The 13,274-nt window shown below is 50.7% G+C and carries 12 protein-coding genes and 1 tRNA gene; 4 read left to right on the forward strand and 9 right to left on the reverse strand.

Features of this window, described 5'->3' with window-relative positions:
- Positions 1-3: 3 nt before the first annotated feature.
- The gene (locus B5G27_RS06210) at positions 4-945 is read right to left on the reverse strand and encodes an ABC transporter permease (protein ID WP_087178043.1); all 942 of its coding nucleotides are present in this window, start codon (positions 943-945) and stop codon (positions 4-6) included.
- A 457-nt stretch (positions 946-1,402) separates the two neighbouring features.
- Here B5G27_RS06210 and B5G27_RS06215 point away from each other — a divergent pair, with 457 nt between their 5' ends.
- Positions 1,403-2,437, forward strand: a complete 1,035-nt coding sequence (locus tag B5G27_RS06215; protein WP_087178044.1) for a LacI family DNA-binding transcriptional regulator — start codon at positions 1,403-1,405, stop codon at positions 2,435-2,437.
- 285 nt (positions 2,438-2,722) lie between these two features.
- On the opposite strand, the gene B5G27_RS06220 is transcribed toward B5G27_RS06215, so the two are convergent.
- A complete protein-coding gene (locus tag B5G27_RS06220) occupies positions 2,723-3,028 on the reverse strand; it encodes a type II toxin-antitoxin system RelB/DinJ family antitoxin (RefSeq protein WP_087178045.1) in 306 nt (101 codons plus the stop codon).
- A 106-nt stretch (positions 3,029-3,134) separates the two neighbouring features.
- Positions 3,135-3,881: a P-II family nitrogen regulator gene (locus B5G27_RS06225; RefSeq protein WP_087178046.1), complete on the reverse strand. Its 747-nt coding sequence runs from the start codon at positions 3,879-3,881 to the stop codon at positions 3,135-3,137.
- A 126-nt stretch (positions 3,882-4,007) separates the two neighbouring features.
- Between B5G27_RS06225 and B5G27_RS06230 the strand changes: the two genes are divergently transcribed.
- Complete coding sequence (locus tag B5G27_RS06230; RefSeq protein ID WP_087178047.1) at positions 4,008-4,598, forward strand: AAA family ATPase; 591 nt, start codon at positions 4,008-4,010, stop codon at positions 4,596-4,598.
- Here the strand turns inward: B5G27_RS06230 and B5G27_RS06235 are convergent.
- From B5G27_RS06235 to B5G27_RS06265, 6 genes are all read right to left on the reverse strand, one after another.
- A complete protein-coding gene (locus tag B5G27_RS06235) occupies positions 4,577-5,749 on the reverse strand; it encodes a YkvI family membrane protein (protein WP_087178048.1) in 1,173 nt (390 codons plus the stop codon). The genes B5G27_RS06230 and B5G27_RS06235 overlap by 22 nt on opposite strands.
- Positions 5,730-6,842: an iron-containing alcohol dehydrogenase family protein gene (locus tag B5G27_RS06240; RefSeq protein WP_087178049.1), complete on the reverse strand. Its 1,113-nt coding sequence runs from the start codon at positions 6,840-6,842 to the stop codon at positions 5,730-5,732. The genes B5G27_RS06235 and B5G27_RS06240 overlap by 20 nt, the downstream gene beginning before the upstream one ends.
- Before the next feature lie 413 nt (positions 6,843-7,255).
- A tRNA-Cys gene (locus B5G27_RS06245) sits at positions 7,256-7,326 on the reverse strand.
- Positions 7,327-7,659: 333 nt separating this feature from the next.
- Complete coding sequence (locus tag B5G27_RS06255) at positions 7,660-8,292, reverse strand: PepSY domain-containing protein (RefSeq protein WP_087178177.1); 633 nt, start codon at positions 8,290-8,292, stop codon at positions 7,660-7,662.
- Positions 8,293-8,408: 116 nt separating this feature from the next.
- A complete protein-coding gene (locus tag B5G27_RS06260; RefSeq protein ID WP_087178051.1) occupies positions 8,409-9,812 on the reverse strand; it encodes a sensor histidine kinase in 1,404 nt (467 codons plus the stop codon).
- Between the two features lie 95 nt (positions 9,813-9,907).
- On the reverse strand, positions 9,908-10,582 hold the full coding sequence (locus B5G27_RS06265; protein WP_087178052.1) for a response regulator transcription factor: 675 nt from the start codon (positions 10,580-10,582) through the stop codon (positions 9,908-9,910).
- A gap of 187 nt (positions 10,583-10,769) precedes the next feature.
- Here B5G27_RS06265 and B5G27_RS06270 point away from each other — a divergent pair, with 187 nt between their 5' ends.
- The gene (locus tag B5G27_RS06270) at positions 10,770-12,041 is read left to right on the forward strand and encodes a M18 family aminopeptidase (RefSeq protein WP_087178053.1); all 1,272 of its coding nucleotides are present in this window, start codon (positions 10,770-10,772) and stop codon (positions 12,039-12,041) included.
- A gap of 102 nt (positions 12,042-12,143) precedes the next feature.
- On the forward strand, positions 12,144-13,133 hold the full coding sequence (locus B5G27_RS06275) for a Gfo/Idh/MocA family protein (RefSeq protein ID WP_087178054.1): 990 nt from the start codon (positions 12,144-12,146) through the stop codon (positions 13,131-13,133).
- The last annotated feature ends 141 nt before the right edge of the window (positions 13,134-13,274 follow it).

Raw genomic sequence — 13,274 nt, forward strand, 5'->3', positions numbered from 1 at the left:
CTTTTATAATCCTTCGCCGTCGTTTAATTTCTTCACAACCCAGTTCACGAATATCAGAAGGATCACGTTGATCACTGAATTGAAAAGTCCCACCGCCGTCGAATATCCGTAGTCTCCGTTGAGAAGACCGAGCCTGTATACATATGTAGAAAGTATCTCAGAAGCCGGAAGGTTCATATCTGTCTGCAGCGCATAGGCTTTCTCAAATCCGATGCTCATGATATTTCCTGCCTGCAGGATAAACTGGATCACAATGATATTTTTGATCGCAGGCAGCTGCACGTAACGGATCTGCTGCAGGATATTCGCTCCGTCCACGATCGCCGCTTCTTCCAGATCCTTGCTGGCATTGGACAGCGCCGCCGTATACATGATGGAAGACCACCCTGCCGTCTGCCAGATCCCGCTGGCGATGTAGATCGTCCGGAATGCTTCCGGCATTGTCATCCAGTTGGTGTCGATCCCGAATAATGAATTGATCGGTCCCACCGGAGAAAGGAACATGCGGACCATACCGCAGAGTACGATGACCGAGATAAAGTTCGGCGCGTAGATCAGAAGCTGTATATTTTTCCGGATCCCTGTCCTGCGGATCTGGTTCAGCAGAAGCGCAAGGATGATCGGAACGGGGAATCCCCATAACAGTCCGAACACACTCAGCTTTAACGTATTCATCAGATAGTTCATAAAATCCGGGGATGAAAGGAATCTCTGGAAATATTCCAGTCCCACCCACGGACTTCCGAGCACGCCTTCGATCACATTGTAATCCTCAAAGGCGATCAGGATCCCGCCCATCGGACCGTACTTGAAGATCAGTGTCAACAGAAGCCCCGGCAGAAGAAAGAATACATACAGCTGCCAGTTCTTTTTTACATACTTCAGTTTTTCCCGCGGCGTCTGCCTGACGACGGCCGCCGCATTCTTTTTACGGAAAACTCTCATTTTAAGCCCCTCCTGTGTTTACATTTGCACACTCCGCATTTTTCGATCGATCTTTTTATGCACAGATAGTTATATGTTGTGATTATAGTATCATTTATTGTGCATAATGTCAATATTGTTTTTACATTTGCATAACATTTTTATTTTACAAATGCACTATTCACATTTTTTTGTAAAATTCCACGCATTTAATCCGGCACTATTGAGCCTTTAACACTTTTACATTTGACAAATCTGCACAATTCCATTACATTAAATGTAACAGTCCAGCCATATGATATCAGTCGGCAGATTTATGCCTGCATAAGAATCTGCCGGCTGATAATCAGATGTGCCGAGCGCCTGTCAATGAGTAAAACAGCGGCGACAGCCGCAATAAGCACGAAGTGCGGTTTTATGAATGGCGCGTACTGAACTGTTATAATGCATCACTACTATTATTTGGGAGGTACTATAAGTGGAAAAGAAAATCACGATCCAGGACATTGCAGACGCTTTAGGTCTTTCCAGAAATACCGTATCAAAAGCACTGAATAATACGGGAGTCCTCGCCGAGGACACCCGGCAGAAGATACTTGAGAAAGCGGCGGAAATGGGCTACCGCCGGGTCATCTATATCTCGGACCCTTCCCCCGCAGAAAAAGGAGAGGTAAAAGAACTTGCCCTTATCACTCAGAATATGCCTTACGGCTCCCATTTCGGAACCTACGCGCTGAACACGTTTCAGGAGCGGATGAGCAAAAATAACTACCGGCTGTCCATGTTTCCGGTACGGGACACTGAGATCGCTTCGCTGAGCCTTCCCATGGGCTTTAATAAAGAAAAGACAGCAGGGATCATCTGCCTCGAGCTGTTTGACCCGGAATATATCGAGATGCTGGGCACTCTCGGTATCCCGCTCCTCTTTCTCGATACAGCCGCCGATACTGACATGACACAGATCAATGCGGATTTTCTGCTCATGGAAAATCATCTGAGCATCTTTAACCTTACGGATGCACTGATCCAGAATGGATGCCGGCGCTTTGCATTTGCCGGGAATCCGGAACACTGCCGCTCCTTCTTCGAGAGATATCAGGGCTTTATGCACGCACTCAGCGCAAACAGGCTTGATCCGTGTACCGCCCAGTTTACCGGCAGGACAGTTTTCGCAGACTCCAAAACACTGGAAGAGACTGTCCGGCGGACGCTCCAGCTTCCCGAAGTATTCATATGCGCAAATGATTTCGTTGCCATCGACCTGATCCGCGCCCTGAAAAAATGCGGGATAAATGTGCCGGGCGATGTAAAAGTCACCGGCTTTGACAATTCGGCAGAGTCTAGGATCATCGAGCCCCACCTGACGACCGTTGACATCCCCAGTTCAAAGATGGGATATATCGCAGCGGATATGCTGCTCTCCCGCATCAGCGAGCCGGATATACCCTACCGGATCACACATGTGCGGACAACACTGAAGTTCCGGGCTTCTACGGGGGAACTCAACTTATGACACACCCGCAAAGGGAACTGAAAACTTATCAGGTGAAACAGCTGATAGAAACCCTGGAAAAGTCTCCGGCAGCCCAGGCATAATATGAGTATAGAAAAGGCGGTTAATCTTCAATGACTAACCGCCTTATATGCAGGATATGAAATTGTTTATTGCTTTGTATGGACACTTAACTGTTCTTCAATGTTGCGTCCGCTGTACATGACACGAAGAGTTCAAAAGCGATATGCTCAAATATTCCTCGCAAATCTTCTTCAGCCTGTATTGATGTGACGACATTAAAAATCATAAGCCATACTCTTTACGAATATCAGCAAAAACCGTCTTTGCGTCTTTGGTCCGACCTGCTTTCATATCCGCATATCCTTTCTCCAGCTCTGCGTGCAGTTCTTCTGCTCTCAGCATACTTATATCCGTTGGCGTTCTGTCCGGGAGTTTCACTTCAAAGGGGAGTCCCCTCTGTAAGATGATCTGTTTATAAAACATATTGATAGCGTTAGAAGCAGGAATCCCCAGTGCAGACAGGATTTTTTCAGCCTGCTCTTTGATTTCAGGCTCTATTCTCGCGTATAAATTTGCTGACTTTGCCATAAAAGCAACGCTCCTTTCTCGTACATGTCTTTTTCTTCATTATACGCGATTGTCCATACAATAGCAATACATTATTTTCACTCTAATGATGCCCTTTTTGATATAATTATTCTACATCCTGAAGCGCCGCATAGTCTTCTTCTCCGGTCCTTACTTTGACCACTCTCGTCACATTGTAGACGAATATCTTTCCGTCTCCGATATGACCGGTATACAATGCTTTCTTCGCCGCTTCGATCACCGAATCTACCGGGATCTTGCTGACCACGACCTCGACTTTTACCTTCGGGAGCAAGTTTGCGTCAAGTTCTACGCCCCTGTATTTCTCGCCTGCTCCTTTCTGGATCCCGCAGCCCATTACCTGGGTCATTGTGATCCCAGTCACTCCCAGCGTATTCAGCGCTGTCTTCAGAGCGTCGAATTTTGACAGGCGGCAGATGATGCTGACCTTATGCATCCCGGTGTCACACACACCGTCTACGACGGTCTTCTGGCGGACGACTTTCACTGCCGCATCCACCTGTCCTTTCGATGCTTTCTCATAATCATCTTCTCCCAGATCTGTATTCTCATTGACGTCCATATCCATCCCTGTCATGTCATTGATGGCAAAGCCGGAGTAAGCGGACGCCAGACCATGCTCATGGATATCAAGGCCGTCCAGCTCGATCTGGGCAGGCACACGCAGCCCGACCGTTTTGTCAATGATCTTAAAGACGATAAACATCACGATCAGCACATACGCCGCCACGCTTACGGCCATATCCAGGACATGGATCATCAGATCCTTGTAGAAGCGGATTTCCTCGTCAATCTGGCGGAAGACCATGCTTCCGACGAAGCAGTACGCCATGTGCTGAAGACGGTTTTCCGCACAGAGAGCGGGATCCGTTTCCTGAAGTCCCTGTGGTCCGTATAAAACTGTGACCCATATAAATATTTTCAGGAAAGGAGACGGCTGATCTGCCGTGATAAAACTATGAAAAAAATGATCCTTGTCACTTCTCCCCCTGCATGCGGGAAGACCTATATCTCAAAACAGCTTGCAAAAAATCTGAAACATGTGGTGTATCTTGACAAAGACACTCTGATCCCTCTGTCCAACCGGGTATTTGCAGCCGCCCATGAGCCGGTAAACCGCAGTTCCCCGTTCTTTGAAGAAAATATCCGGGACTACGAATATGAAGCCATCGTGGATATCGGCGTGGAAGCCCTGGAATACGACGACATTGTGCTGATCAACGCTCCCTTTACCAAAGAGGTGCACAACGAGGAAACTCTGGAGCGTTTCCGCACAAAGCTCCGGACAAAAGGGGCGAAGCTTGTGATCATCTGGGTGGTGACAGACCCGGAAGTCTGCCACCAGAGAATGGTCGAGCGCAATTCCGACCGGGATACGTGGAAACTGGAGCACTGGGATGAGTATATCAAAACCGTTGACTTCTCCATTCCGAAGCCGCTGGAACGACTGGACGCAGGGCACGACCTGATCCTGTTCCACAATTCCTCCGATGCGGAATTTGATGCATCCATGGCTGCTATCCTGCCTCAGTTGGAAGAAGACGACTGATCCGGTTTCCTCCCGGGGGATTTCGTATCCATCCTGGTCGCGATCATATGGACAATATACGGGATCAGGATGACCGGGATCGCGAGGTAAGCGATCAGGCTGTATGCCTTCTGGATCAGTGTCAGAAGCCCGAACTGGGCAATGCCGAAATCTACGATACAGCAGATAAGCGCCGCGGCGATCTCTTTTTTCCCGATCTTTGGCTTCTGGGCAGCTCCTGTTGGTTCCTTCTGTTCTTTGCAGATCCTTTTTACCATGGCTGCAACCATATTTACTGCAGTAGACACTGCCCCCAGGATGATCAGCAGGGAGATCAGCGGAGTCATGAAAGAAGCCCCAACGCCGTTCTGCACCATGAAGAGTGTGGGAACGCTGGCGTCTGCCATACCCGGATCAGTATATACGGTCATCAGTCCCAGGACGACCATGACCATCATCAGGGCATTCACCACAATGCCGGCGCCCATACTCTTTCCTGCATCAGAAGGCTTTTCAAAAGACCTGGCGTGCTGGACAAACACAGCGATGTTGGACAGCTGGAATGTCCCGTACAGAAATGCGGAGTAGACCGCGCTCCCCAGCGGAAGTTCTGCTGATCTCATGCTCTCTGCCGCTTTGGAAATCCCGTCCATCCCCGACACGATATTGGGAATATAAACGATCAGCAGGCCTGCAATGATGCATATGGACAGGATCGAAGCCACTTTCCGTACCAGGTCTGTCCCAAACACTGCCACGACAAAGATAAAAATTCCGATCAGAAACGTACACAGCAGATACGGCAGCCCGGTGAGGGTGCTCAGCGTAGCGCCGCCTGTCGCAAATGCTACCGCCGGCGCCACACACATCACACAGATATAGAGGACCTCAAACAGGTTGGAGAACACCGGGGCAAACCGCCCGTAAAAAGCATTGTTATAGGACCGGTAATCATATACTTCATGCTTTCTTGCAAAGCGGAGACTGTAGGCAAAAAAGATGCCGTTGTAAACCATCGCCAGCACCGGCAGGATCAGGCATGCGATCCCATACTTTACAAAATAACTGTAAATCTGTGCCCCGGAGGCAAAGCCGCCGCCAAAATGTGTGGTAAACCATACAAAGGCCACCCCCAGTATCACGGCTGTATTTTTATTCTTCTTTGCCTGCATCTTTTCTCACCCTTTCTTTTAGCCTGTCCATGGCCTCTGTCAGCATTTCTTCCGTTACTCTGTATGGATAGTGGGCTACGTCCGACATATCCGGGATCCGCTTCCTGCATTCTTCCCACTGTTTCTCTGTGATCTCGATCTCTTCCAGGGATACCGGAAGCCCTAATGTGCGGTTCAGCCGGTAGATCTTCTCGAATTCCTCTTCCTGCCCATCCACAAGAAGCGCCAGCAGAACGCCAAATCCTACCACTTCTCCGTGGAGATGCCGCTCTTCGATCACCGGATACGCCGTCAGGGCATAAAAAACCGCATGTGCCAGACCGCTGTTATAGTCCGGCGTGTAATCCTTTGTCAGGAAGATGGAGGCGATCCCCGTGGTCACGATAATGGCAAGCACTGCCTGCTCCACATCATAGGTACAGCGCCCGTTCCGGTGATCCTCCAGCGCCTTCGGGCCATACTCCAGGAGCGGATCCCGGCACATACGGCTCACCGCTGCTCCCAGAGCTGTAAAATGCTCCAGCCGCTCCCCCCTGGATGAGATCACAGCCTCATAATACTTCGCATAGGTATCCCCGATCCCCGCCCACATATACTGGGCAGGCGCCTTGGCGATGATCTCTGTATCGATAAAAGAATGCATCACCGGCCTGATAAAGAAGTGCGGTTTCAGGAAAGTCCCGTCCTCATTGTACATAATGGAGACCGATGTGCACGCAGAACAATTGGACGCGATCGTAGGGAACGCAAAAACCGGCTTGTCATCCGTGATACAAAGACATTTCACCGTATCCAGCGCCTTGCCGCCGCCGACTCCGAACACCATGTCCGCTTCCTGATAGAGCGGCAGGCTGCGCAGATGCTCCACTGTGGCATATGTACAGTTCTCCCCGTAGATTTCTTTTCCGATGATCTGAAGATCTGTTTTCTCCACATAAGAACAGATCTTTTCATAAGCCGCATCCAGAGCTTTCCTTCCGCCGATCACAAGGACCTTCTTCCCGTAGGATTCACAGACCGGTCCGATCTTGTCATAAATCCTGTCCCCGATAGAATAATTCGGGAGATGTACTTCATAATTTTCCAGTTTCATAATGCATTTCTCCTTTCTGTTTCGGGATCCGGGCAAAACAAAAAGCCCTCGTCCCATACAATACATTTGCAGGGACAAGAGCTGTAATTTCAAAATAACTCCTGCGGTGCCACCCGGCTTGATACGTTCTATCTGTATCCACTCATGCATACTGACATATGCTTTCTTTGATAACGGAGTCTGTTCTCCGGCTCGCCTACTCATCCTTTCAGTCCGCCCTCAGAAGCCCATTCACTCCAAGTCCGGCTTACCGCGATCCCACCGCCTGCGGCTCTCTGTAAAGCGTCCATTAAAGCTACTTGCTCTTCCTCAAAGGTTTTCTACACTTTAGCATGTTCCGTTTCTGCTGTCAACATTCATTTATTGTATTAACAAAACAACCCGGAAACCATTGACTTTCCGGGCTGTTTGAGAGGCGCAGATCGGATTTGAACCGGTGATCAGGGAGTTGCAGTCCCACGCCTTACCACTTGGCTACTGCGCCATTCTGAGAGTATTTTTACTGTTTATCTTACTCACGAATCTTTCAGATTATACCAAAAGTTATAGCATACGTCAAGTATTTTCAACGTTTTCTGCACTTTCAACATAACAGTTCAGCCATCGGGCTGCGCGGGAGAGGAAATCATGCTCGCATGATTTTTCGAGCGGCAGTCCGATGAGCTGAGCGCCCGTTTATGAGGAAAACAGCGGCGGCAGCCGCAGTAAGCACATTCCACATATACTTGTGCCGGAGCTATACACAGGGACAGCAGGCACAGATGCTGGTCCGTGCCTGCTGCCATATCCCTATCCCAATCGGATGGATCCTCCTCTCCTATGCTCTCTCCTCACTCCACTCGAGGATCGTGCCTGTATTTGCATCGATCTCAAAATCATACTCCCGCTGCTCGTGGATGATATCCCCCTCGTACTTGTATACGCCGTCATCATAATCAAGCTCGATCTTCACGTCTTTCTCCGTCGCTCCCGGCACTCTCTCGAGGGCGATCGAGATCGCCTGCTCCATGGTCACCGCCACATTTGCATTCCCCGCGCCATTCTGTGTCTGCTGGTCCTGACCGGCTGTATTCCCCGCGTTCCCCGACGCTGAGCCATCCGCCGAGCCTGCCTGCGTTCCGGATCCCTGCCCGCCTGCCGAACCCTGCCCGGAAGTCCCATTATTAAGCACTTCCACGTCGGCACTTAAGATCTTGCCATCCGCTGCTGCTATCTCATAATCATATTCTTTTCCGTCTGCATCAAAGCGGACCTCATAAGTCTTCCTTCCATCATCATAGTCTTCGGAAACCTTCAGCCTTGTTGTATCTGATTCATCCACACCTGCATCTCCCAGCGCTGCCTCCAGAGCTGCGTCCCTGCCGATATCCTTGCCGCCAAACGCCCCGCATCCTGTAAATACTCCAACTGCCAGCACTGCTGCTAATCCTGCGATCACTCTCTTTTTCATACTCATCTTTCTCCTTCCATCTCTTTCATTTATGATACATATTTTGTTTTCGATGATATGAATATACGGGAGAAAGATTAAAACAAGATTAAAAAACTTAATAAATTCGGATTTTTTCAATTTTCTTCTCTTTTTCCCGCCGGGAGCCGGAATGTAAATGTGCTTCCTTCCCCTGGCCGGCTCGTCACTGACACACTCCCCCCGTGCGCCTCCGCGATCCACTTCACCATGGAAAGCCCAAGCCCGGAATGGTTTTCTCCTGTCCTGGAACTGTCTGCCCGGTAGAAGCGCTCCCAGATATGGGGCAGCGAATCCGCCGGTATCCCTGTTCCCTGATCCATGACAGTCCCGACTACATTTGCCCCCTCTCTTTTCAGCCCCACAGTTACGGTCCCATTGTCAAAACTATACCGCACTGCATTTGAGATCAGATTGACAAGCATCCTGATATATAGAGTTTCATCCGCCCATGCCTCGATCCCCGGTTCGATCTCCGACTCGATCCGGATCCCCCGCCTCTGGGAATCCGCGAGCAGCTGCCCTTCCTCCACAGTCATTTCCGTAAGCCCGCTCAGGTCGATCAGCTCCCGGCTCAGCGGCTGCCTGCCCTGATCCGCCCGCGACAGGAATAAAAGCTGGGAGATCATATCCGCCATGCCCTTTGCCTTTCTCTGGATCAGCCTGACCTCCGCCTGATGCTCTTCCGAAAGGGACGGATCCCTCAGCATTTCCCCGCACTGGGCAAGGATCACGCCTACCGGGGTGCGCAGTTCATGTGAGACATCTGACGTAAACTGTTTTTCCCTGTCAAATACTTTTTCCAGCTCGCCAAGCATATCATCAAATGTAGCTGCCAGGGTATAGATCTCATCCCTGCTCGCCCTCTTTTTATCCGCTCCCCCGTCCTGACCAGCCAGACCGATCCGCCTGGACAGGTCCGCATCCGCCCGGATCTCACGCACAGTGGATGTGATCCTGCGCACCGGGAGCAGCGTCCGTCTTGTAAAACGGTATCCGATCACCGCCGTCGCCAGCACCATCAGCGGCAGAAGGATCACTGCGAAACGCAGCGTGACCGTAAAACTCTCCTCCGCATCTGCCACAGACGTTATCCCGCGGACATACACTGTATAATCAGATGTCAGTCGGAAGGACAGGTCATACACATACCACGACCGGGCCCCGTCTCTTACCGTCCGGGTCACGCCCTCCGCCAGTTCCGGCTGCTGATCGAAGCCCTGGGGGATCTTCCCGTACAGGAAATACATCTCGCTGTCATACAGCGACAGATATACATCCCTGGTGACGGAATAGAAATCCGATCCCACTTCCAGTTCCCCGTCATCATAATCCAGATCATCCACACTTTCCTGCACCCTGTGCTCCAGCCGCGACTGCGCAGAAGATAAAATTTCCCTGCTGCTCAGGGAAAACAGGATCGCCAGCGCCGCACATGTGAGCATTGCCATAAAAAATGTATATAATAATGTCAGTTTTAATTTCAGAGATATCCGTTTCATGTCCCCTGCCAGCTCCCATCTGTGTTACCGTCTGTTCTCCAGCTGCGATTTTCCATTCTCACTTTTCCTTTTCTATTCCGCCTGTTTTTCTATTCTCAGCTTTCATCCCTCAGCACATATCCTGCTCCGCGCACCGTATGGATCAGCTTCGGCTCATGCCCCTCATCGATCTTCTTTCTCAGATAGCGGATATACACATCGATCACATTCGATCCGCCCGCATAGTCAAAGTTCCAGAGGTGCTCTTCCAGCCGGTCCCTGGACAGCACGATCCCCTTATTCTGTATCATGTATCTGAGAAGCGCAAACTCCTTCCCCGAAAGCTTCACCTCCTGCCCTCCGCGCAGGACCTTCCGGGTATCCATGTGCACCTCCAGGTCAGCAGCCCTGTAGCAGGTCTTCGGCGTCTCCGCCGGCCTGCGCAGGAGCACCCGGATCCGCGCCAGCAGCTCCTCCACGGCAAAAGGCTTCACCAGATAATCATTCGCCCCCGCGTCCAGCCCCTGCACACGGTCCTCAATACTGTCTTTAGCCGTCAGGAGCAGCACCGGCGTACTGTCATCCTTCCTCCTCATCGTCCTCAGGACACTCAGCCCGTCCAGCACAGGCATCATAATATCCAGGATCACGGCATCATACTCCGCGCTCGCCAGATAATCCAAAGTCTCCTGCCCATCATAGCAGGAATCCACACTGTAGTGCTCCGCCTTCAGGCGGTCCGTCAAAATCTTATTTAAATCTTTCTCATCTTCCGCGATCAACACTCTCATACGATCAGCTCCTTCTGATGTCCAGTATACGCATCCGCGGATTGAAAGTAAAGATACAGAAAATTCATCTTGACAGAGGAGTATGTAGATTATATTCTGAAAACAGTAACGAAAGGGGTCAGACCCCTCTGAAGAGGGGTCTGACCCCTTTCCGCAAAATCATCTCACAAAGGAGTGTTTTTCTCTTATGCCGCATTCATTTTTACCTGAACTCACTCAATTTCTGGAAACCAGCCCCTGTTGTTTCCATGCCATAAACAATATAAAAAATATCCTTTCGGGAAAACAATTCATACAATTACACGAGAATCAAAAATGGACGCTCCGCCCCGGCTGCGGTTATTTTGTCACGCGCAGTGACGCTTCGCTGATCGCGTTCACGATTCCGACGGCTGGATTCCACAGTATGCGCATCATCGCCAGCCACAGTGATTCTCCTGCTTTTAAGGTCAAGGAAAACCCGGAGCTGGAAACCGACGGACATTATATCCGGCTGAACGTGGAGCGCTACGGGGGAATGCTCTGCGCTCCCTGGCTGGACCGCCCTCTCTCTGTGGCTGGCCGGATCATCATCAAAGACCGCCAGGGCAGTCTCTGCTCCCGGCTGGTCAATATAGACCGGGATCTCCTGCTGATCCCGAATCTTGCCATCCATATGAACCGGGAGGCTAACAACGGCTATAAATACAATGCCCAGAAAGATATGCTCCCTCTCTACGGCAGCCTCACGGCAAAAGGGACCTTTATGCAGATGATCGCCGAAGCCGCCGGAGTTGAGAAAGATGAAATCCTGGGCCATGACCTCTTTCTCTATAACAGACAGAAGGCAAGCATTTGGGGAGCTTCGGAGGAGTTCATCTCCTGCGGGCGCCTGGATGATCTCCAGTGTGCCTTTGCCTCTCTGAAGGGCTTTCTTGGAGGAAAGAAAACCTCCCATCTTGCCGTATACTGCATACTGGACAGTGAGGAAGTGGGCAGCACGACCAAACAGGGCGCCGCATCCACCTTCCTTTACGATACGCTCACGCGGATACACAGCAGTCTCGGTTACACACGGGAGGATTATCTGATCCATCTGGCAGACAGCTTTATGCTCTCCGCGGACAATGCCCATGCAGTCCATCCCAACCATCCGGACAAGGCGGACCCATCCAACCGACCTTATTTGAACGGCGGCATTGTACTCAAATTTAATGCAAATCAGAAATACTGCACGGACGGCATATCAGCCGCAATGTTCCGGGACCTCTGTAACACAGCGGGCGTGCCGGTCCAGACATTTGCCAACCGCTCGGACATGGCAGGAGGTTCCACGCTTGGTAACATTTCCAACACACAGGTCGCCCTTAACACCGTGGACATCGGGCTGCCTCAGCTCGCCATGCACTCGCCATACGAGACAGCAGGCGTAGAGGACACAGGTTATCTGATCCGTGCAGCACAGGCATTCTATTGCTGACGCACAGGGCTCGCGGCTGATACGAAGCTCTGATATAAGCCTTTTTCTATCTGGCAAAATAAGCTCAGGGGTAAGACTCTACCCGTAAAGGAGGACATTTTTATGGCATTGAAAATCGGAATGATCGGGACAAACTTTATCAGCGATGACTTCTGCGCAGCAGCAGCCCAGGTACCCGGCGCAGAGCTCTCCGCAGTCTATTCCCGGAAGCAGGAAACCGGGGATGCTTTCGCCGCCAGGCATGGCATTCCCCAGGTATATACAGACTACGATGAGTTCCTGGACTCCGGCCTGGACGCGGTGTATGTTGCATCCCCTAATTTCGCGCACTGCGCTCAGACGCTCAAGGCTCTGAACCACAAAAAACATGTGCTGTGCGAAAAGGTCATGGCGGTCAATGAGCAGGAAGTCCGTTCCATGATCGACTGCGCCCGCCAAAATAACGTAGTCCTGTTGGAGGCAATGCGCCCGGACTTTGATCCCGCCTATGACCTGATCGAACAGAACCTCCCGCGGATCGGGAAACTCCGCCGCGCCACTTTTGAATTCTGCCAGTATTCCAGCCGCTACGACAGCTTCCGGGAAGGCATCATCCAAAACGCTTTCAATCCGGAGCTCGGAAACGCTGCGGTCATGGATATCGGTGTCTATTGTATCCATTCGCTGGTGCGCCTTTTCGGAGCCCCGAAAAATGTAAAAGCATTTTCCACAAAATTATCAAACGGTTTCGATGGGAGCGGCATTGTACTCATGGAATATGAGGATATGACAGCAGAAGCCGTATACTCAAAAATCGCTGTCTCCGTAACCCCCAGTGTCCTTCAGGGAGAGGCCGGTTCGATCATGATCGACTACATCAGTAAGCCGGAGTCAGTGAGCCTCCGCCTCAGAGAAAGTGCACGCGACACGCTGACAGGCGGGGCTATCGAAAAGCTGCCCTATACACCTGCGAAAAACAATATGATTTTTGAAATTCAGGAATTTTTAAAACTGATTGAAAAGAAAGAAGTGGATCACAAATATCTGAAATATTCCCTGGGCACGATCCGGGTGCTGGATGAAGTAAGACGCCAGACAGGGATCCGGTTTTAAAACATAATGCTTTTACACTTTCAATATTTCTGTTTTTCCCATATGCAGGCGAGGCACAGGAAAGCTTCTGTTCTATCCTGTGCCTCTGGTCCTATCCTGTACATCTGATCCTTTTCTCATGATCCGAAGCATCTTTCTCGC

The sequence above is a fragment of the Lachnoclostridium sp. An76 genome (assembly GCF_002161355.1).
GTDB lineage: Bacteria > Bacillota > Clostridia > Lachnospirales > Lachnospiraceae > Mediterraneibacter > Mediterraneibacter caccavium.

What these genes read in the sequence shown, in the direction of transcription:
- B5G27_RS06230 (WP_087178047.1), top strand. Translation starts at nt 4,008, where the DNA reads ATGAAAAAAATGATCCTTGTCACTTCTCCCCCTGCATGCGGGAAGACC.
- B5G27_RS06225 (WP_087178046.1), bottom strand. Translation starts at nt 3,881, where the DNA reads ATGGCGTACTGCTTCGTCGGAAGCATGGTCTTCCGCCAGATTGACGAG.
- B5G27_RS06255 (WP_087178177.1), bottom strand. Translation starts at nt 8,292, where the DNA reads ATGAAAAAGAGAGTGATCGCAGGATTAGCAGCAGTGCTGGCAGTTGGA.
- B5G27_RS06275 (WP_087178054.1), top strand. Translation starts at nt 12,144, where the DNA reads ATGGCATTGAAAATCGGAATGATCGGGACAAACTTTATCAGCGATGAC.
- B5G27_RS06270 (WP_087178053.1), top strand. Translation starts at nt 10,770, where the DNA reads ATGCCGCATTCATTTTTACCTGAACTCACTCAATTTCTGGAAACCAGC.
- B5G27_RS06240 (WP_087178049.1), bottom strand. Translation starts at nt 6,842, where the DNA reads ATGAAACTGGAAAATTATGAAGTACATCTCCCGAATTATTCTATCGGG.
- B5G27_RS06210 (WP_087178043.1), bottom strand. Translation starts at nt 945, where the DNA reads ATGAGAGTTTTCCGTAAAAAGAATGCGGCGGCCGTCGTCAGGCAGACG.
- B5G27_RS06235 (WP_087178048.1), bottom strand. Translation starts at nt 5,749, where the DNA reads ATGCAGGCAAAGAAGAATAAAAATACAGCCGTGATACTGGGGGTGGCC.
- B5G27_RS06260 (WP_087178051.1), bottom strand. Translation starts at nt 9,812, where the DNA reads ATGAAACGGATATCTCTGAAATTAAAACTGACATTATTATATACATTT.
- B5G27_RS06265 (WP_087178052.1), bottom strand. Translation starts at nt 10,582, where the DNA reads ATGAGAGTGTTGATCGCGGAAGATGAGAAAGATTTAAATAAGATTTTG.
- B5G27_RS06220 (WP_087178045.1), bottom strand. Translation starts at nt 3,028, where the DNA reads ATGGCAAAGTCAGCAAATTTATACGCGAGAATAGAGCCTGAAATCAAA.